This is a genomic window from Escherichia sp. WS338 (assembly GCF_046486405.1).
Lineage (GTDB): Bacteria > Pseudomonadota > Gammaproteobacteria > Enterobacterales > Enterobacteriaceae > Escherichia > Escherichia coli.
Map to the genome: position 1 here is coordinate 131,590 of NZ_JBJQLL010000005.1, position 18,273 is coordinate 149,862.

Consider the following 18,273-nt stretch of genomic DNA (forward strand, 5'->3'; position numbering starts at 1 on the left):
TTCACGTCGCGTCGACGATTTGACGCACAAAAAAGGTGAAAAGTAGTTATGGTAAATGTTCGTCAGCCCAGGGATGTCGCACAAATTCTGCTTTCGGTGCTGTTTTTAGCCATCATGATTGTGGCATGTCTGTGGATTGTACAACCCTTTATTCTCGGCTTTGCATGGGCCGGTACAGTGGTTATCGCCACCTGGCCGGTATTGTTACGTTTGCAAAAGATCATGTTTGGTCGCCGCTCTCTCGCCGTTCTGGTGATGACGCTGTTATTAGTGATGGTGTTTATCATCCCTATTGCTTTGCTGGTTAACAGTATCGTCGACGGCAGCGGCCCGCTAATTAAAGCCATTTCCAGTGGTGACATGACGTTACCCGATCTGGCGTGGCTTAATACCATTCCGGTGATTGGCGCGAAGCTATATGCAGGCTGGCACAATTTGCTGGATATGGGGGGGACGGCGATCATGGCGAAAGTCCGTCCTTATATTGGCACCACCACCACCTGGTTCGTTGGGCAGGCGGCGCATATCGGGCGCTTTATGGTGCATTGTGCGCTGATGCTTCTCTTCAGCGCCCTGCTGTACTGGCGCGGTGAACAGGTGGCACAAGGCATTCGCCATTTTGCAACCCGTCTGGCAGGCGTTCGCGGAGATGCCGCCGTACTGCTGGCGGCACAGGCTATCCGCGCGGTGGCGCTGGGTGTGGTGGTGACGGCGTTAGTACAGGCTGTGCTTGGCGGTATCGGCCTCGCCGTATCCGGCGTACCTTATGCAACGTTGCTCACGGTGTTAATGATCCTCTCCTGCCTTGTCCAGCTTGGCCCATTGCCGGTACTGATTCCGGCGATTATCTGGCTCTACTGGACCGGCGATACCACCTGGGGAACGGTATTGTTAGTGTGGAGCGGTGTGGTTGGCACGCTGGATAACGTCATCCGCCCAATGTTAATTCGCATGGGTGCCGATTTACCGCTGATCCTGATCCTCTCTGGCGTTATTGGTGGTTTGATTGCTTTCGGGATGATCGGTCTGTTTATTGGTCCGGTTCTGTTAGCCGTTTCCTGGCGTCTGTTTGCCGCGTGGGTGGAAGAAGTCCCGCCGCCGACGGACCAACCGGAAGAAATTCTCGAAGAACTTGGCGAAATCGAGAAACCGAATAAGTAATTTCTCATCAGGCGGCTCTGCCGCCTGATTGTTAACCCCTGCTAATTGATATTTGCTTGCTCTTCCCCATATTTTCCTGCTTACCGCCATTCAGCTGGTAGTACCTGTCGCAAATTCTTTACAGTTTTTAAACTAATGAGACGAATCTGATCGACGCAAAAAGTCCGTATGCCTACTATTAGCTCACGGTTATAAATCAACATATTGATTTATAAGCATGGAAATCCCCTGAGTGAAACAACGAATTGCTGTGTGTAGTCTTTGCCCATCTCCCACGATGGGCTTTTTTTTAACATTTTTCCGCTTCGCTACCTCGCCCCTCACGCTTTCCAATAATGTTGCACAAGATACTGTGACTCTCTTCAAGCCGTCAGCAGGCTGATAATGTTATTTATATTTTATTGTTTATTTCATGCAGCCATTACACGATGAACGCTTATGAACTCCAGGCACTCCGCCATATTTTTGCCATGACTATTGATGAATGCGCGACCTGGATTGCCCAGACCGGTGACAGTGAAAGCTGGCGTCAATGGGAAAATGGCAAATACGCCATTCCTGATCGTGTAGTCGAGCAACTGTTGGCTATGCGTCAGCAAAGAAAAAAACATCTTCATGCCATCATAGAGAAAATAAATAACCGCATCGGCAACAACACCATGCGTTTTTTCCCCGACTTAACCGCGTTTCAACAAGTCTACCCTGATGGCAATTTTATTGACTGGAAGATCTATCAATCGGTAGCCGCTGAATTATATGCACACGATCTGGAGCGGCTTTGTTAATTTCTCCACAGAAAGGAATTGTCTTTGTTACAACAATAATGAACGGATACTGACACAACATCGCTACACTTTTTAAAGCACCTTTGCTAAGTAGAACCTATGAAAAATCCCTATTACCCTACCGCACTGGGGTTGTATTTTAATTACCTGGTGCATGGTATGGGCGTCATTTTGATGAGCCTGAATATGGCCTCGCTGGAGACGCTTTGGCAGACTAATGCCGCGGGCGTCTCGATAGTTATCTCATCACTGGGCATTGGTCGATTAAGTGTCTTGCTTTTTGCAGGATTATTATCCGATCGCTTTGGTCGCCGCCCTTTTATCATGCTCGGGATGTGCTGCTATATGGCCTTCTTTTTTGGCATCCTGCACACCAATAACATCATTATCGCTTATGTTTTTGGCTTTCTGGCGGGAATGGCAAACAGTTTTCTCGATGCAGGCACCTATCCCAGTTTGATGGAAGCTTTTCCACGCTCACCTGGGACAGCCAATATTTTAATTAAAGCATTTGTTTCCAGCGGACAATTTTTATTACCGCTAATAATTAGCCTGTTAGTGTGGGCTGAACTGTGGTTCGGTTGGTCCTTTATGATTGCCGCAGGCATTATGTTTATTAACGCTCTGTTTTTATGCCGTTGTACGTTCCCACCCCATCCGGGTCGTCGCTTACCTGTCATAAAGAAAACCACCAGCTCTACGGAACATCGCTGTTCAATTATCGATTTAGCCAGTTATTCCCTATATGGCTATATCTCAATGGCAACGTTTTATCTGGTTAGCCAGTGGCTGGCACAATACGGACAATTTGTTGCTGGCATGTCATACACTATGTCGATCAAACTACTCAGTATCTACACCGTGGGTTCGCTGCTTTGTGTATTTATTACCGCTCCACTCATTCGTAATACCGTTCGCCCAACAACATTACTGATGCTGTACACCTTTATCTCATTTATTGCTCTGTTTACCGTCTGCCTGCATCCCACATTTTATGTGGTGATAATATTTGCTTTTGTCATTGGTTTTACCTCTGCTGGAGGTGTTGTGCAAATTGGCCTGACATTAATGGCTGAACGTTTCCCCTACGCTAAAGGTAAAGCTACAGGGATCTATTACAGTGCGGGCAGTATTGCGACCTTTACTATTCCGTTGATTACGGCTCATCTGTCCCAAAGAAGTATTGCCGATATTATGTGGTTCGATACCGCCATCGCTGCCATCGGCTTTTTACTGGCGCTGTTTATCGGCTTACGCAGCCGCAAAGAAACGCGGCATCACTCGCTAAAGGAAAATGTCGCTCCGGGTGGGTAATGCAATATTCTTTTCAGGTCATGCAAGATCTTACGGATAAATAACTCTTTCTGCGCTAACTAAGGAAAATCGCGATCAAAAACAAACTATGACATGCAATATTCCTGGAAACATAAACTTTATGCCATGTACCCAGGGAAAATCATCTTCAGTATAGTAATTATGTAAACCGTCGGAGAACAATACGTACGGTAACGAAATTATCTTTCAGCAAGGAGCTGTGAAAATGTCTCAAAATAAGGCTTTCAGCACGCCATTTATCCTGGCTGTTCTTTGTATTTACTTCAGCTATTTCCTGCACGGCATTAGTGTTATTACGCTTGCCCAAAACATGACATCTTTGGCAGAAAAGTTTTCCACTGACAACGCGGGCATTGCCTATTTAATTTCCGGTATCGGTTTGGGGCGATTGATCAGTATTTTATTCTTCGGTGTGATCTCCGATAAGTTTGGTCGTCGGGCGGTGATATTAATGGCAGTAATAATGTATCTGCTATTCTTCTTTGGTATTCCTGCTTGCCCGAATTTAACTCTCGCCTACTGTCTGGCAGTGTGCGTAGGTATCGCTAATTCAGCGCTGGATACGGGTGGCTACCCCGCGCTCATGGAATGCTTTCCGAAAGCCACTGGTTCGGCGGTCATACTGGTTAAAGCGATGGTGTCATTCGGGCAAATGTTCTACCCAATGCTGGTGAGCTATATGTTGCTCAATAACATCTGGTACGGCTATGGGCTGATTATTCCGGGTATTCTGTTTGTACTGATCACGCTGATGCTGTTGAAAAGCAAATTCCCCAGCCAGTTGGTGGACGCCAGCGTAGCTAATGAATTACCGCAAATGAACAGCAAACCGTTAGTCTGGCTGGAAGGTGTTTCATCGGTACTGTTCGGTGTAGCCGCATTCGCGACCTTTTATGTGATTGTGGTGTGGATGCCCAAATATGCGATGGCTTTTGCTGGTATGTCAGAAGCTGAAGCATTAAAAACCATCTCTTATTACAGTATGGGCTCGTTGGTCTGTGTCTTTATTTTTGCCGCACTACTGAAAAAAATGGTCCGGCCCATCTGGGCTAATGTATTTAACTCTGCACTGGCAACAATAACAGCAGCCATTATCTACCTGTACCCTTCTCCACTGGTGTGTAATGCCGGAGCCTTTGTTATCGGTTTCTCAGCAGCTGGCGGCATTTTACAGCTCGGCGTTTCGGTCATGTCAGAGTTTTTCCCCAAAAGCAAAGCCAAAGTCACCAGTATTTATATGATGATGGGTGGACTGGCTAACTTTGTTATTCCGCTGATTACCGGTTATCTGTCGAACATCGGCCTGCAATATATCATCGCTCTCGATTTTACTTTCGCGCTGCTGGCCCTGATTACCGCAATTATTGTTTTTATCCGCTATTATCGCGTTTTCATTATTCCTGAAAATGATGTGCGGTTTGGCGAGCATAAATTTAGCACCCGGTTAAACACAATTAAGCATAGAGGTTAAAGGAGTTAATTATGGATGTTACCGCAAAATACGAATTGATTGGGTTGATGGCCTATCCCATCCGCCACAGTTTATCGCCCGAAATGCAGAATAAAGCCTTAGAAAAAGCGGGATTGCCATTTACCTATATGGCCTTTGAAGTGGATAACGATAGTTTTCCCGGAGCAATTGAAGGATTAAAAGCCCTCAAAATGCGCGGAACTGGTGTGTCGATGCCGAACAAACAACTGGCGTGTGAATATGTTGATGAATTAACGCCAGCGGCCAAACTGGTGGGTGCCATCAACACCATCGTTAATGATGATGGCTATCTGCGTGGCTATAACACCGACGGCACGGGTCATATTCGCGCCATTAAAGAGAGCGGTTTTGATATCAAAGGCAAAACGATGGTGCTATTAGGGGCCGGTGGTGCCTCAACGGCAATTGGCGCGCAGGGGGCAATTGAAGGTTTAAAAGAAATTAAACTCTTTAACCGTCGGGATGAGTTCTTCGATAAAGCCCTCGCCTTCGCGCAGCGGGTTAACGAAAACACCGATTGTGTCGTCACGGTTACCGATCTCGCCGATCAGCAAGCCTTTGCTGAAGCCCTGGCGTCCGCCGACATTTTAACCAATGGCACAAAAGTGGGCATGAAACCCCTTGAGAATGAATCATTGGTTAATGATATCAGTCTGTTACATCCGGGACTTCTGGTCACTGAATGCGTGTATAACCCGCATATGACGAAGTTATTGCAGCAGGCGCAACAAGCTGGTTGCAAAACGATTGATGGATACGGCATGTTGTTGTGGCAAGGGGCTGAACAGTTCACGTTATGGACTGGCAAAGATTTCCCTCTGGAATATGTTAAACAGGTCATGGGGTTCGGTGCCTGACAGGCTGACCGCGTGCAGAAAGGGTAAAAAATGAAAACCGTAACTGTAAAAGATCTCGTCATTGGTACGGGCGCACCTAAAATCATCGTCTCGCTGATGGCGAAAGATATCGCCAGCGTGAAATCCGAAGCTCTCGCCTATCGTGAAGCGGACTTTGATATTCTGGAATGGCGTGTGGACCACTATGCCGATCTCTCCAATGTGGAGTCTGTCATAGCGGCAGCAAAAATTCTCCGTGAAACCATGCCAGAAAAACCGCTGCTGTTTACCTTCCGCAGTGCCAAAGAAGGCGGCGAGCAGGCGATTTCCACCGAGGCTTATATTGCACTCAATCGTGCAGCCATCGACAGCGGCCTGGTTGATATGATCGATCTGGAGTTATTTACCGGCGATGATCAGGTTAAAGAAACCGTCGCCTACGCCCACGCGCATGATGTGAAAGTTGTCATGTCCAACCATGACTTCCATAAAACGCCGGAAGCCGAAGAAATCATTGCCCGTCTGCGCAAAATGCAATCCTTCGACGCCGATATTCCTAAGATTGCGCTGATGCCGCAAAGTACCAGCGATGTGCTGACGTTGCTTGCCGCGACCCTGGAGATGCAGGAGCAGTATGCCGATCGTCCAATCATCACGATGTCGATGGCAAAAACTGGCGTAATTTCTCGTCTGGCTGGTGAAGTATTTGGCTCGGCGGCAACTTTTGGTGCGGTAAAAAAAGCCTCTGCACCAGGGCAAATCTCGGTAAATGATTTGCGCACAGTATTAACTATTTTACATCAGGCATAAGCAATAATATTTCGGCGGGAATATCCTCCCCCGCCGAACTAAAAAAATATATTTAACCGTATTTAATAAAAATATTTTGTGAGTCTCTGTGCGCTAATTCTCCATCTGGCGTAGGGAAAATCACACCTGAATCAGGAATTAACAATGAAACCTGTAAAACCACCTCGCATTAATGGACGAGTGCCGGTCCTGTCGGCACAGGAAGCGGTGAATTATATTCCCGACGAAGCAACACTTTGTGTGTTAGGCGCTGGCGGCGGTATTCTGGAAGCCACCACGTTAATTACTGCTCTTGCTGATAAATATAAACAGACTCAAACACCACGTAATTTATCGATTATTAGTCCAACAGGGCTTGGCGATCGCGCCGACCGTGGTATTAGTCCGCTGGCGCAAGAAGGCCTGGTGAAATGGGCATTATGCGGTCACTGGGGACAATCGCCGCGTATTTCTGATCTCGCAGAACAAAATAAAATTATTGCTTATAACTATCCACAAGGTGTACTTACACAAACCTTACGCGCCGCCGCAGCCCACCAGCCTGGTATTATTAGTGATATTGGCATCGGAACATTTGTCGATCCACGCCAGCAAGGCGGCAAACTGAATGAAGTCACTAAAGAAGACCTGATTAAACTGGTCGAGTTTGATAACCAAGAATATCTCTATTACAAAGCGATAGCGCCAGATATCGCCTTCATTCGCGCTACCACCTGCGACAGCGAAGGCTACGCCACTTTTGAAGATGAGGTGATGTATCTCGACGCATTGGTTATTGCTCAGGCGGTGCACAATAACGGCGGTATTGTGATGATGCAGGTGCAGAAAATGGTTAAGAAAGCCACGCTGCATCCTAAATCTGTCCGTATTCCGGGTTATCTGGTGGATATTGTGGTGGTCGATCCGGATCAAACCCAACTGTATGGCGGAGCGCCGGTTAACCGCTTTATTTCTGGTGACTTCACCCTTGATGACAGCACCAAACTTAGCCTGCCCCTAAACCAACGTAAATTAGTTGCACGGCGTGCATTATTCGAAATGCGCAAAGGCGCAGTGGGGAATGTCGGCGTCGGTATTGCTGACGGCATTGGCCTGGTCGCCCGGGAAGAAGGTTGTGCTGATGACTTTATTCTGACGGTAGAAACAGGTCCGATTGGCGGTATTACTTCACAGGGGATCGCCTTTGGCGCGAACGTGAATACCCGCGCCATTCTGGATATGACGTCCCAGTTTGATTTTTATCACGGTGGTGGTCTGGATGTTTGTTATTTGAGTTTTGCTGAAGTCGACCAGCACGGTAACGTCGGCGTGCATAAATTCAATGGTAAAATCATGGGCACCGGTGGATTTATTGATATCAGTGCCACTTCGAAGAAAATCGTTTTCTGCGGCACATTAACTGCGGGCAGTTTAAAAACAGAAATTACCGACGGCAAATTAAATATCGTCCAGGAAGGACGGGTGAAGAAATTTATTCGGGAACTACCAGAAATTACTTTTAGCGGAAAAATCGCGCTCGAGCGAGGGCTGGATGTTCGTTATATCACTGAGCGCGCCGTATTCACGCTGAAAGAAGACGGCCTGCATTTAATCGAAATCGCTCCTGGCGTCGATTTACAAAAAGATATTCTCGACAAAATGGATTTCACCCCAGTGATTTCGCCAGAACTCAAACTGATGGACGAAAGATTATTTATCGATGCGGCGATGGGTTTTGTCCTGCCTGAAGCGGCTCATTAACAGGAGTATAATGATGGATTTTTCTTTAACTGAAGAACAAGAACTGCTGCTGGCCAGTATTCGCGAACTGATTACGACTAACTTTCCGGAAGAGTATTTCCGCACCTGCGATCAAAACGGGACATACCCGCGTGAATTTATGCGGGCACTGGCGGATAACGGTATTTCCATGCTTGGCGTGCCGGAAGAATTTGGTGGTATCCCTGCGGATTACGTCACCCAAATGCTGGCGCTGATGGAAGTGTCAAAATGCGGTGCCCCGGCATTTTTGATCACCAACGGTCAATGTATTCACAGTATGCGCCGTTTCGGTTCTGCAGAGCAGCTACGTAAAACGGCGGAAAGCACCCTGGAAACGGGTGATCCCGCCTATGCCCTGGCATTGACGGAACCAGGCGCAGGCTCAGATAACAACAGCGCCACCACCACTTACACGCGTAAAAACGGCAAGGTTTACATCAACGGCCAGAAAACCTTTATTACCGGTGCGAAAGAGTACCCGTATATGCTGGTGCTGGCGCGCGATCCAGAACCGAAAGATCCGAAAAAGGCCTTCACCCTGTGGTGGGTCGACTCCAGTAAGCCCGGCATTAAGATTAACCCGCTGCATAAAATCGGCTGGCATATGCTCAGCACCTGCGAAGTCTATCTCGACAACGTGGAAGTTGAAGAGAGCGACATGGTGGGCGAAGAAGGAATGGGTTTCCTCAATGTGATGTACAACTTTGAGATGGAGCGCCTGATCAACGCCGCGCGCAGCACCGGCTTTGCCGAATGCGCATTCGAAGATGCCGCCCGCTATGCCAACCAGCGTATCGCTTTTGGTAAGCCCATTGGTCATAACCAGATGATCCAGGAAAAACTGGCGCTGATGGCGATTAAGATCGACAACATGCGCAACATGGTGTTGAAAGTGGCATGGCAAGCCGATCAGCATCAGTCACTGCGCACCAGCGCGGCGCTGGCAAAACTGTACTGCGCACGTACCGCAATGGAAGTCATTGATGATGCGATTCAAATCATGGGCGGTCTGGGCTATACCGATGAGGCGCGCGTCTCCCGCTTCTGGCGTGATGTCCGTTGTGAACGTATCGGCGGCGGTACAGACGAAATTATGATTTACGTAGCAGGTCGGCAGATCCTGAAAGATTATCAGAACAAATAATCTGCAGGCGGCGCAGCTTCTTAACAAACTGCGCCGCCAGATTTATCCGGCAAGACTTACTGGTTGAGGAAATTCAGATAGGATTTCTTGTTCCGCAAAACAGTTTTTAAATTGCCTGCGGTAATCGCTGGGCGAACAGCCGACATGGCGCAAAAACAGTTTGGCAAAGTGATCGACATTTTCATAACCCACACGCCAGGAGATCTCTGCCTGTGATAATTCAGTATTAGTGAGTGACCATTTCGCTTCCGTCATACGCCGTTGAATAACATAGTTAATAGGGGAAATGCGATACTCTTTGGTAAATTCATGGCAAATATAACTGACGCTGGCACGAAACTTTTTCGATAACTGCTCTAAAGTGATTTTTTCGCGATAATTATTATTCAGATAGAAAAGAATATCTTTTATCAGAACATCTTTTTTAATATACCCCTGCTCCGAACGATAAGCATTTTTAAAGTTTTCATAGTAAAGAATTGCTAACGTATAGGCAAATGCGTCCCATAACGAAGATGTTTGGCTATTTTTACTTTGCGGCAAAATCACACTTAGCTCATTAAATAAGGTTTTAATGACTTCTTTTCCCTGCCCTGCGGCAATTACCGGGCAAGAATGCGGTTGCAGTAGCTGATTTTCCTCAGCCCCCTGAAACTGAAAGCCGTACAGCGCACAGGTACACGTCGTTGCTGGATCGTTAACGTCAGAGGCCACCGCATGCAACCTGCCACGTTCTATCACCACAATGTCATCGGCATGCGCGACATATAACGAAGAATCGATGGTAAACCTTGCTACCCCTTTCTTGACGTAAATCAACTCGGTTTCATTGTCATGAACGTGATGTCCGGACTCCCATTTTGGATCATCGCTAAATGCAAAACGTGAAAGCCGTGGCGTTTTACCGGCGACAAACAGCGTTTCGCTGGCGTTATCAAAACAGCGTTGATACATGACAACCTCCCTATTCCATGAGCAAGCAAAAACAATATATGCCGGATAAAATACGGCGTGTATTGCGGTTATACAACCGCGTTTAGCGAGAGCTAAACAAGATTATTTACACTGAATGCAAGATTGTACGGTCATGGAATAACAACATTGCCGCAAATTGCACTTTTGTTTTAGCGATCGCATTTTTTTTGCAAGATTGTTGGCAAGGAAAACAGCTTGCTCCGTCGAAAACCCCGCACCGCTATCGCACACTATTTTCAGGCCATTTTTACCTTCCATCGGAGATGGTTCCGTATGCGACTCACAGGAGAAATCATGAAAATAATAACCTGCTTTAAGCTGGTGCCTGAAGAACAGGACATTGTTGTCACTCCAGAATATACCCTGAATTTCGACAATGCCGACGCCAAAATCAGCCAGTTCGATCTCAATGCCATTGAAGCTGCAAGCCAGCTTGCAACAGATGACGATGAGATAGCCGCGCTGACCGTCGGCGGCTCTTTGTTGCAGAACTCGAAAGTGCGCAAAGACGTGCTATCCCGCGGGCCGCACAGCCTGTATATGGTGCAGGATGCACAACTTGAGCATGCACTGCCTCTCGATACCGCAAAGGCGCTGGCGACAGCAGTTGAAAAGATCGGCTTCGATTTACTGATCTTTGGTGAAGGTTCCGGCGACCTTTATGCCCAGCAGGTTGGCTTGCTGGTCGGAGAAATTCTGCAACTTCCGGTGATTAATGCAGTGAGTGCCATTCAGCGTCAGGGCAATACACTGGTGATTGAACGCACGCTTGAAGATGATGTTGAAGTTATTGAACTCTCTGTTCCAGCCGTGCTCTGCGTCACCTCCGATATTAACGTACCACGTATTCCTTCGATGAAAGCCATCCTCGGCGCGGGTAAAAAACCGGTAAATCAGTGGCAGGCAAGTGATATTGGCTGGAGCCAGAGCGCACCACTTGCTGAACTGACCGGCATTCGCGTACCGCCGCAAACAGAACGTAAGCACATCATTCTCGATAACGATTCGCCGGAGGCCATTGCCGAGCTGGCGGAACATCTGAAGAAAGCCCTGAACTGAAGCCTACGGAGAAGAAACGATGAGTCAATTAAACAGCGTCTGGGTCTTTAGCGATAATCCTGAACGTTATGCTGAACTGTTTGGCGGCGCTCAGCAATGGGGCCAACAGGTGTATGCCATTGTACAAAATACCGACCAGGCGCAGACAGTTATGCCTTATGGGCCAAAATGCATTTATGTTCTTGCGCAAAACGACGCGCTGCAACGTACTGAAAATTACGCCGAAAGCATTGCTGCCCTGCTGAAAGATAAACACCCTTCTATGTTGCTGCTGGCCGCGACGAAACGCGGTAAAGCTCTGGCTGCACGGTTAAGTGTGCAACTGAATGCGGCGCTGGTGAACGATGCCACTGCGGTGGATATTGTCGATGGTCACATTTGCGCCGAACACCGGATGTATGGCGGGTTAGCGTTCGCACAGGAAAAGATCAATAGCCCGCTGGCGATCATTACCCTTGCGCCCGGTGTTCAGGAACCGTGCACCAGTGATACCTCTAATCAGTGTCCGACAGAAACGGTACCTTATGTTGCCCCGCGTCATGAAATTCTCTGTCGCGAACGCCGTGCGAAAGCGGCAAGCAGCGTGGACCTGAGCAAAGCAAAACGTGTGGTTGGCGTCGGTCGTGGTCTGGCAGCGCAGGATGACCTGAAAATGGTCCACGAACTGGCGGCGGTGCTGAATGCTGAAGTCGGCTGTTCACGTCCAATTGCCGAAGGCGAGAACTGGATGGAGCGTGAACGTTATATCGGTGTCTCCGGCGTGTTGCTGAAATCCGATCTCTACCTGACGCTGGGGATCTCCGGGCAGATCCAGCATATGGTTGGCGGCAACGGCGCAAAAGTGATTGTCGCCATTAATAAAGATAAAAATGCGCCAATCTTCAACTATGCCGACTACGGTCTGGTGGGCGATATCTACAAAGTCGTCCCTGCCCTGATTAGCCAGTTGAGTCGCTGATTCCCTTTCAACCACATCTCCCGCTGTAAACGCAGCGGGAAGGGAGCATAACGCATGTCGGATGACAAATTTGATGCCATTGTGGTCGGTGCGGGCGTTGCCGGTAGCGTTGCCGCACTGGTCATGGCGCGAGCCGGGCTGGATGTCCTGGTGATAGAACGCGGCGACAGTGCCGGATGTAAAAACATGACCGGCGGGCGTCTTTATGCCCACACACTTGACGCAATTATTCCAGGCTTTGCAGCATCAGCGCCGGTAGAACGCAAGGTCACACGCGAGAAAATCTCCTTCTTAACCGAAGAAAGCGCCGTTACCCTCGATTTTCACCGCGAGCAACCAGATGTTCCGCAACACGCGTCTTATACCGTATTGCGTAATCGTCTGGACCCGTGGTTGATGGAACAAGCCGAGCAGGCGGGCGCGCAGTTTATCCCGGGCGTACGCGTCGATGCACTGGTTCGTGAAGGAAACAAGGTCACTGGCGTCCAGGCCGGGGATGATATTCTCGAAGCGAATGTGGTGATTCTGGCTGATGGCGTTAACTCGATGCTTGGCCGCTCGCTGGGAATGGTTTCCGCTTCCGATCCGCATCATTACGCTGTTGGTGTTAAAGAGGTTATAGGCCTGACACCAGAACAGATCAACGATCGCTTTAATGTTACGGGCGAGGAAGGTGCCGCCTGGCTGTTTGCCGGTTCCCCTTCTGACGGCCTGATGGGCGGCGGATTCCTCTATACCAACAAAGATTCCGTATCGTTGGGGCTGGTTTGTGGATTGGGTGATATCGCCCATGCGCAAAAAAGTGTGCCGCAAATGCTGGAAGATTTTAAACAACACCCCGCCATTCGCCCGCTGATTAGCGGCGGCAAACTGCTTGAATACTCCGCGCATATGGTGCCGGAGGGCGGTCTGGCAATGGTGCCGCAGCTGGTTAACGATGGCGTGATGATCGTTGGTGACGCCGCAGGCTTCTGCCTGAATTTGGGTTTTACGGTCCGCGGCATGGATTTAGCCATTGCATCGGCTCAGGCTGCCGCCACAACAGTGATCGCCGCCAAAGAACGCGCGGATTTCTCCGCCAGCAGTCTTGCGCAATACAAACGTGAGCTGGAACAAAGCTGCGTCATGCGTGATATGCAGCATTTTCGCAAGATCCCGGCGCTGATGGAAAACCCGCGCCTGTTTAGCCAATACCCACGAATGGTCGCCGACATCATGAACGAGATGTTCACCATCGACGGCAAACCTAACCAACCGGTACGCAAAATGATCATGGGACACGCGAAGAAAATTGGACTGATCAACTTGCTGAAAGATGGCATTAAGGGAGCAACCGCGCTATGAGCCAGAACGCTACGGTTAACGTCGACATCAAATTAGGCGTAAATAAATTCCATGTTGATGAGGGCCACCCGCATATCATTCTGGCGGCAAATCCCGATATCAATGAATTCCGTAAATTAATGAAAGCCTGCCCTGCCGGACTTTATAAGCAGGATGACGCAGGAAACATTCATTTCGATTCCGCCGGTTGTCTGGAGTGCGGCACCTGTCGGGTGCTGTGCGGCAACACTATTCTCGAACAGTGGCAATATCCCGCAGGCACCTTCGGTATTGAATTTCGCTACGGCTAATCATGCATCCCACAGGCCCGCATCTCGGGCCTGATGTTCTGTTTCGAGAGTCCAAAATGAAAGTGACATTAACGTTCAACGAACAACGTCGTGCGGCGTATCGTCAGCAAGGGTTATGGGGCGATGCTTCACTGGCCGATTACTGGCAGCAGACCGCTCGTGCGATGCCAGACAAAATTGCCGTGGTCGACAATCATGGTGCAACGTACACTTATAGCGCGCTCGATCACGCCGCGAGCTGTCTGGCAAACTGGATGTTAGCGAAGGGTATTGAATCAGGCGATCGCATCGCATTTCAACTGCCAGGCTGGTGTGAATTTACCGTTATCTATCTTGCCTGCCTGAAAACCGGTGCGGTTTCCGTGCCGCTGTTGCCTTCCTGGCGAGAAGCAGAACTGGTGTGGGTGCTCAATAAGTGTCAGGCAAAAATGTTCTTTGCACCGACGTTGTTTAAACAAACGCGTCCGGTAGATTTAATCCTGCCGCTGCAAAATCAGCTTCCACAACTACAACAAATTGTCGGCGTGGACAAACTGGCTCCCGCCACCTCTGCTCTCTCATTAAGTCAGATTATCGCCGACAATACTCCTCTGACCACGGCGATAACGGTCCACGGCGATGAATTAGCCGCGGTGCTGTTTACCTCCGGAACCGAGGGTCTGCCAAAGGGCGTGATGCTAACGCATAACAATATTCTCGCCAGTGAGCGGGCTTATTGCGCGCGGCTAAATCTGACCTGGCAGGATGTCTTTATGATGCCTGCGCCACTTGGTCACGCAACGGGCTTTCTGCATGGCGTAACAGCACCTTTTTTGATTGGTGCTCGCAGCGTGTTGTTAGATATTTTCACTCCTGCTGCGTGTCTCGCGCTGCTTGAGCAGCAGCGTTGCACCTGTATGCTCGGCGCAACGCCGTTTGTCTATGATCTTTTGAATTTACTGGAGAAACAGCCCGCAGACCTTTCAGCGCTGCGTTTCTTTCTTTGCGGCGGTACCACAATCCCCAAAAAAGTGGCGCGTGAATGCCAGCAGCGCGGCATTAAATTATTAAGTGTTTATGGTTCCACAGAAAGTTCGCCGCATGCGGTGGTGAATCTCGATGATCCTTTGTCGCGCTTTATACACACCGATGGTTACGCTGCCGCAGGTGTAGAGATTAAAGTGGTCGATGACGCACGCAAGACTTTACCGCCAGGTTGCGAAGGTGAAGAAGCCTCGCGTGGCCCCAATGTGTTTATGGGGTATTTTGATGAACCTGAATTAACCGCCCGTGCGCTGGATGAAGAAGGCTGGTATTACAGCGGCGATCTCTGCCGCATGGATGAGGCTGGCTATATAAAAATAACCGGGCGCAAGAAAGATATTATTGTCCGCGGCGGCGAAAATATTAGCAGCCGTGAAGTAGAAGATATTTTATTGCAGCATCCTAAAATTCACGATGCTTGTGTGGTTGCAATGCCCGATGAACGCTTAGGTGAACGTTCATGCGCTTATGTCGTGCTGAAAGCACCGCATCATTCATTATCGCTGGAAGATGTAGTGGCATTTTTTAGCCGTAAACGGGTCGCGAAATATAAATATCCTGAACATATCGTGGTAATCGAAAAACTACCGCGCACAGCCTCAGGTAAAATACAAAAGTTTTTGTTAAGGAAAGATATTATGCGGCGATTAACTCAGGATGTCTGTGAAGAGATTGAATAAGTTTCATCTTCGGGGATCACATAAACCCGGCGACAAAACGCCGCCGGGGATTTATTTTATTTCTTCAGTTCAGCCAGGCTTAACCAGGTTTGCACCACGGTATCCGGGTTCAGAGACAGGCTATCGATCCCCTCTTCCATCAACCATGCGGCAAAGTCTTCGTGGTCGGACGGACCCTGACCGCAAATCCCGACATATTTGCCCTGTTTCTTCGCGGCACGAATCGCCATCGACAGCAGTGCTTTCACCGCATCGTTGCGCTCATCGAACAGTTCAGACACCACTCCGGAGTCACGGTCCAGACCGAGCGCCAGCTGTGTCATGTCGTTTGAGCCAATTGAGAAGCCGTCGAAATATTCGAGGAACTGCTCTGCCAGCAAGGCGTTGGACGGAATTTCACACATCATGATGATTTTCAGCCCGTTCTCACCACGTTTCAGCCCCTGACGCGCCAGTTCCTCAACCACCGCTTTCGCCTGATCTACGGTACGCACGAACGGGATCATGATCTCAACGTTGGTCAGCCCCATGTCGTTGCGCACACGTTTCACTGCTTCACACTCCAGCGCGAAGCAGTCGCGGAAGCTGTCGGAAACATAGCGGCCCGCGCCACGGAAGCCGAGCATCGGGTTCTCTTCATCTGGCTCGTAACGCTCACCACCGACCAGGTTGGCATATTCGTTCGATTTAAAATCAGAGAGACGGACAATGACGCGCTTCGGATAAAACGCGGCACCCAGCGTCGCGATCCCTTCAGTCAGACGCCCAACGTAAAATTCACGCGGAGAATCAAAACCTTTCATCATCTCGCGGATTTCGTTTTGCAACTGCGGTTCCTGATCGTCAAACTCAAGCAGTGCGCGTGGGTGGACGCCAATCATACGGTTGATGATAAATTCCAGACGCGCAAGGCCGACGCCTTCGTTCGGCAGGCAGGCGAAGTCGAAAGCACGGTCCGGGTTACCGACGTTCATCATCACCTTCAACGGCAGATCAGGCATCGTTTCTACGCTGGAGCTTTTCACGCTAAATTCCAGCAACTCCGCATAGACGTAACCGGTATCACCTTCGGCACAAGAAACAGTGACGTTCTCACCGTCTTTCATCCGTTCTGTTGCATCACCACAGCCCACTACCGCCGGAATGCCGAGTTCACGAGCGATGATCGCCGCGTGACAGGTACGACCGCCACGGTTGGTGACGATGGCAGATGCTTTCTTCATGATCGGTTCCCAGTCCGGGTCGGTCATGTCAGTGACCAGCACGTCTCCAGGTTCGATGCGGTTCATTTCGCTGATGTCATGGATGACTTTCACCGGACCCGCACCGATGCGATGACCGATAGCACGGCCTTCGGCGATAATCTTACCCTGTGAATGCAGCGTATAACGCTCCATGACCTGACCGCGTGAGCGCACGGTTTCCGGACGCGCCTGCACAATGAACAGTTTACCGGTGTGGCCATCTTTCGCCCACTCAATATCCATTGGGCGACCGTAGTGTTTCTCAATTTGTACGGCCTGTTTTGCCAGTTCCTGCACTTCTTCGTTGGTCAGCGAGAAGATGTCACGCTGTTCTTGCGGTACGTCCTCGATTTTAACCTGCTTGCCGTGCTCCTGGGTCGGCGCGTAAACCATGCGGATTTTTTTCGACCCCATGGTGCGGCGCACGATAGCCGGGCGATTCGCCGCCAGTGTCGGTTTGTGCACGTAAAACTCATCCGGGTTAACCGCACCCTGCACGACCATTTCACCAAGGCCCCATGCGGAAGTGATAAACACCACCTGGTCAAAGCCGGATTCGGTATCAATGGAGAACATCACGCCAGAAGATGCGAGGTCGGAGCGCACCATCCGCTGAACACCGGCGGACAGCGCCACGCCACGGTGATCGTAACCCTGGTGCACACGATAAGAGATGGCGCGATCGTTAAACAGAGAAGCAAATACATGTTTCACAGCCACGAGAACGGCGTCAAAACCCTGAACGTTGAGGAAAGTTTCCTGCTGACCGGCAAAAGAAGCGTCCGGCATATCTTCTGCAGTAGCGGAGGAACGCACCGCAAACGAGGCGTTTTCGTCATCGGCGGAAAGCTGTGCATAGGCTTCGCGGATGGCGTTTTCCAGCTCAGGCTGGAAGGGAGTGTCGATAATCCACTGGCGGATTTGCGCGCCCGCTTTCGCAAGCTGGGTAACATCGTCAATATCCGTTTTATCCAGCAGTTCATAAATGCGCTGGTTTACGCCGCTTTGGTCCAGAAACTGGTTAAACGCGTCGGCGGTTGTGGCGAAACCATTCGGAACGGAAACACCCATTCCGGAAAGGTTAGTAATCATTTCACCCAGGGAGGCATTTTTGCCCCCAACCCTGTCTACATCATTCATGCCGAGTTGGTTATACCAAAGCACCAGCGGTGACGAGCCATTGTTGGACATCGAACAATCCTTTTGTGATAAATGAACGGTTTGAGAAACACATTTCTGCGCATTTATCTTTGCATATTTAACCGGATGAAAAAAACGGTGAATCGTTCAAGCAAATATATTTTTTTACTTTTTAAGACTGATCCCAGCGTTGCGCAAATCTGCTCTCTTCGACAATTTCCACATAAACCATCGGT

Annotated in this window: 15 protein-coding genes and 1 other RNA gene; 14 read left to right on the forward strand and 2 right to left on the reverse strand. The window is 49.4% G+C overall.

All coding sequences use genetic code 11. The annotated features are described in order from the left end of the window. Positions 1-48 precede the first annotated feature (48 nt). From ydiK to ACJHWT_RS06190, 9 genes are all read left to right on the forward strand, one after another. Complete coding sequence (ydiK, locus tag ACJHWT_RS06150) at positions 49-1,161, forward strand: AI-2E family transporter YdiK (RefSeq protein ID WP_000248636.1); 1,113 nt, start codon at positions 49-51, stop codon at positions 1,159-1,161. Positions 1,162-1,346: 185 nt separating this feature from the next. Further along, positions 1,347-1,454: antisense sRNA RprA (rprA, locus tag ACJHWT_RS06155), an RNA gene on the forward strand. A 135-nt stretch (positions 1,455-1,589) separates the two neighbouring features. Continuing rightward, a complete protein-coding gene (locus tag ACJHWT_RS06160) occupies positions 1,590-1,946 on the forward strand; it encodes a YdiL family protein (RefSeq protein WP_001308680.1) in 357 nt (118 codons plus the stop codon). 99 nt (positions 1,947-2,045) lie between these two features. Next, a complete protein-coding gene (locus ACJHWT_RS06165; protein WP_000795561.1) occupies positions 2,046-3,260 on the forward strand; it encodes an MFS transporter in 1,215 nt (404 codons plus the stop codon). Positions 3,261-3,486: 226 nt separating this feature from the next. Next, entirely contained in the window at positions 3,487-4,752 is a 1,266-nt protein-coding gene (locus ACJHWT_RS06170; protein ID WP_001317864.1) for an MFS transporter, read from the forward strand. 11 nt (positions 4,753-4,763) lie between these two features. Then, the gene (gene ydiB / locus ACJHWT_RS06175) at positions 4,764-5,630 is read left to right on the forward strand and encodes a quinate/shikimate dehydrogenase (protein ID WP_000383469.1); all 867 of its coding nucleotides are present in this window, start codon (positions 4,764-4,766) and stop codon (positions 5,628-5,630) included. A gap of 30 nt (positions 5,631-5,660) precedes the next feature. Further along, positions 5,661-6,419 (forward strand): type I 3-dehydroquinate dehydratase, encoded by a 759-nt coding sequence (gene aroD, locus ACJHWT_RS06180; protein WP_000860194.1) that lies wholly within the window; start codon positions 5,661-5,663, stop codon positions 6,417-6,419. A 144-nt stretch (positions 6,420-6,563) separates the two neighbouring features. Beyond that, complete coding sequence (locus ACJHWT_RS06185) at positions 6,564-8,159, forward strand: acyl CoA:acetate/3-ketoacid CoA transferase (RefSeq protein WP_000805670.1); 1,596 nt, start codon at positions 6,564-6,566, stop codon at positions 8,157-8,159. Positions 8,160-8,172: 13 nt separating this feature from the next. Beyond that, complete coding sequence (locus ACJHWT_RS06190; RefSeq protein WP_000347836.1) at positions 8,173-9,324, forward strand: acyl-CoA dehydrogenase; 1,152 nt, start codon at positions 8,173-8,175, stop codon at positions 9,322-9,324. A 42-nt stretch (positions 9,325-9,366) separates the two neighbouring features. On the opposite strand, the gene ACJHWT_RS06195 is transcribed toward ACJHWT_RS06190, so the two are convergent. Continuing rightward, positions 9,367-10,278 (reverse strand): AraC family transcriptional regulator, encoded by a 912-nt coding sequence (locus tag ACJHWT_RS06195; RefSeq protein WP_000284798.1) that lies wholly within the window; start codon positions 10,276-10,278, stop codon positions 9,367-9,369. Between the two features lie 315 nt (positions 10,279-10,593). On the opposite strand from ACJHWT_RS06195, the gene ACJHWT_RS06200 reads away from it, so the two are divergent. From ACJHWT_RS06200 to fadK, 5 genes are read left to right on the forward strand one after another with little or no spacing between them, the layout of a single operon-like run. Then, complete coding sequence (locus tag ACJHWT_RS06200) at positions 10,594-11,358, forward strand: electron transfer flavoprotein (protein ID WP_000692157.1); 765 nt, start codon at positions 10,594-10,596, stop codon at positions 11,356-11,358. 19 nt (positions 11,359-11,377) lie between these two features. Further along, positions 11,378-12,316: an electron transfer flavoprotein subunit alpha gene (locus ACJHWT_RS06205; RefSeq protein WP_000080724.1), complete on the forward strand. Its 939-nt coding sequence runs from the start codon at positions 11,378-11,380 to the stop codon at positions 12,314-12,316. Positions 12,317-12,370: 54 nt separating this feature from the next. After that, positions 12,371-13,660 carry an FAD-dependent oxidoreductase gene (locus ACJHWT_RS06210; protein ID WP_001278480.1) on the forward strand — a complete coding sequence of 430 codons (1,290 nt, stop codon included), beginning with the start codon at positions 12,371-12,373 and terminating at the stop codon, positions 13,658-13,660. Beyond that, positions 13,657-13,950, forward strand: coding sequence for a ferredoxin family protein (locus ACJHWT_RS06215; protein WP_000081072.1), 294 nt, complete (start codon positions 13,657-13,659; stop codon positions 13,948-13,950). The genes ACJHWT_RS06210 and ACJHWT_RS06215 overlap by 4 nt, the downstream gene beginning before the upstream one ends. A 56-nt stretch (positions 13,951-14,006) precedes the next feature. Beyond that, positions 14,007-15,653, forward strand: a complete 1,647-nt coding sequence (gene fadK / locus ACJHWT_RS06220) for a medium-chain fatty-acid--CoA ligase (RefSeq protein WP_001317865.1) — start codon at positions 14,007-14,009, stop codon at positions 15,651-15,653. 56 nt (positions 15,654-15,709) lie between these two features. On the opposite strand, the gene ppsA is transcribed toward fadK, so the two are convergent. Then, positions 15,710-18,088, reverse strand: coding sequence for a phosphoenolpyruvate synthase (ppsA, locus tag ACJHWT_RS06225; RefSeq protein WP_000069375.1), 2,379 nt, complete (start codon positions 18,086-18,088; stop codon positions 15,710-15,712). Between the last annotated feature and the right edge of the window lie 185 nt (positions 18,089-18,273).

What these genes read in the sequence shown, in the direction of transcription:
- ydiK (WP_000248636.1), top strand. Translation starts at nt 49, where the DNA reads ATGGTAAATGTTCGTCAGCCCAGGGATGTCGCACAAATTCTGCTTTCG.
- ACJHWT_RS06160 (WP_001308680.1), top strand. Translation starts at nt 1,590, where the DNA reads ATGAACGCTTATGAACTCCAGGCACTCCGCCATATTTTTGCCATGACT.
- ACJHWT_RS06165 (WP_000795561.1), top strand. Translation starts at nt 2,046, where the DNA reads ATGAAAAATCCCTATTACCCTACCGCACTGGGGTTGTATTTTAATTAC.
- ACJHWT_RS06170 (WP_001317864.1), top strand. Translation starts at nt 3,487, where the DNA reads ATGTCTCAAAATAAGGCTTTCAGCACGCCATTTATCCTGGCTGTTCTT.
- ydiB (WP_000383469.1), top strand. Translation starts at nt 4,764, where the DNA reads ATGGATGTTACCGCAAAATACGAATTGATTGGGTTGATGGCCTATCCC.
- aroD (WP_000860194.1), top strand. Translation starts at nt 5,661, where the DNA reads ATGAAAACCGTAACTGTAAAAGATCTCGTCATTGGTACGGGCGCACCT.
- ACJHWT_RS06185 (WP_000805670.1), top strand. Translation starts at nt 6,564, where the DNA reads ATGAAACCTGTAAAACCACCTCGCATTAATGGACGAGTGCCGGTCCTG.
- ACJHWT_RS06190 (WP_000347836.1), top strand. Translation starts at nt 8,173, where the DNA reads ATGGATTTTTCTTTAACTGAAGAACAAGAACTGCTGCTGGCCAGTATT.
- ACJHWT_RS06195 (WP_000284798.1), bottom strand. Translation starts at nt 10,278, where the DNA reads ATGTATCAACGCTGTTTTGATAACGCCAGCGAAACGCTGTTTGTCGCC.
- ACJHWT_RS06200 (WP_000692157.1), top strand. Translation starts at nt 10,594, where the DNA reads ATGAAAATAATAACCTGCTTTAAGCTGGTGCCTGAAGAACAGGACATT.
- ACJHWT_RS06205 (WP_000080724.1), top strand. Translation starts at nt 11,378, where the DNA reads ATGAGTCAATTAAACAGCGTCTGGGTCTTTAGCGATAATCCTGAACGT.
- ACJHWT_RS06210 (WP_001278480.1), top strand. Translation starts at nt 12,371, where the DNA reads ATGTCGGATGACAAATTTGATGCCATTGTGGTCGGTGCGGGCGTTGCC.
- ACJHWT_RS06215 (WP_000081072.1), top strand. Translation starts at nt 13,657, where the DNA reads ATGAGCCAGAACGCTACGGTTAACGTCGACATCAAATTAGGCGTAAAT.
- fadK (WP_001317865.1), top strand. Translation starts at nt 14,007, where the DNA reads ATGAAAGTGACATTAACGTTCAACGAACAACGTCGTGCGGCGTATCGT.
- ppsA (WP_000069375.1), bottom strand. Translation starts at nt 18,088, where the DNA reads ATGTCCAACAATGGCTCGTCACCGCTGGTGCTTTGGTATAACCAACTC.